General features: G+C 62.0%; 1 protein-coding gene. It reads right to left on the bottom strand.

Translation table 11 applies throughout. The features are described from left to right. Window positions 1–1160, bottom strand: a 1160-nt coding sequence (locus ABIB90_RS41600) for a tyrosine-type recombinase/integrase (protein WP_354202983.1), incomplete at both ends; no start/stop codon positions are given.

The following is a 1160-nucleotide window of genomic DNA, read 5'->3' on the forward strand; positions in this document are numbered from 1 at the left end:
GTCGCCCACCTCGTCGAGCGATGCACCCGAGTTCACCAACTGGACCGCAAGGCTATGACGCAGCAGGTGCGATCCCACATAGGGCGTCACCGGTTTCTGGCCGGTCGCCTTCAGGGCATCCTTTAGGACGGCGTTGACGATTTGGCCGTCATTGAACGGACGATGTGGCGCGCGATGGGTAACGAACATCATGCGGCAGGACGTGGGGCCGCGCTCCTCGCGCAGATAGCGGCTCAGCGCATCGCCAACCTCCGAGCTGATCGGCACGCGATCGTGGAGTTTGCCCTTGCCACGAACCAAGAGTTCGCCCGCGCGCCAGTCGACGTCGTCCAACCGGATCGCGATGACCTCGGCAGCACGCAAGCCAAGCCGGGCCATGATGAGCAGCATCGCATAGTCCCGAGCCCCGTGCCGCGGGTTGTGGCGCACGCAGGCGAGCACCGCCTCAACGCCCTCGGGCACCAGATGGCGCGGCAGTCGTGCTCCCCAGCGTTTCGCCGTTCTAGGCAGACTCAGAGCTAGATTGGTCGCTGTCGCGCCACTGCCGAACAGATATTGCAGGAAGATACGAACATGCGTCGCTACCGTCTTGTCGCGCCGCGCACTTGCCATTACGTGCTCAAGGAAGCTGATCACGTCGGCGGGCCGCAACCGCCCCGGATCAACCATCGCATCGCCAAAGCGATGATCGAGGAACCGGTTGGCGAACCGCAGCGTGTGATAGATCGTCCGCGGGCTAAGGCCGCGATGCTTGACCAAATAGGTCTCGAAGTCCGCCAGTAGGGCCGCACGCGCTTGCTGCGCCTCGCTCAACGGCACTGGATGCGTCACGCCGATATCGAGGAGATGCTGCGCGAACCGGCGGGCCAACCTATACGGCCATATCGTGCCGGTTTTCTTACGCGGCACCTTGCGTCCCAGATGCTCGGCCATATCGAGCGTCAACGCTGAAGGACCGATGCCCTGGACATCCATCGCGTGACCCACCTTTCGTAGGATCGATAGGTAGGTCTTGACCGTGCCGGCGCTGTAATTCTCCGCCGCAAAACTCGCTGCGAACGAGCCAAGATGCGGCTCGATGCAGGTCTGCAAATATTGAGACATGATCTTCGTGCTCCTTGTTGTTGGAGCGACGAAGATTATGCCGAATGGGATTGGCG

This window comes from Bradyrhizobium sp. JR4.1 (assembly GCF_040548605.1).
Taxonomy (GTDB): Bacteria; Pseudomonadota; Alphaproteobacteria; order Rhizobiales; family Xanthobacteraceae; genus Bradyrhizobium; species Bradyrhizobium canariense.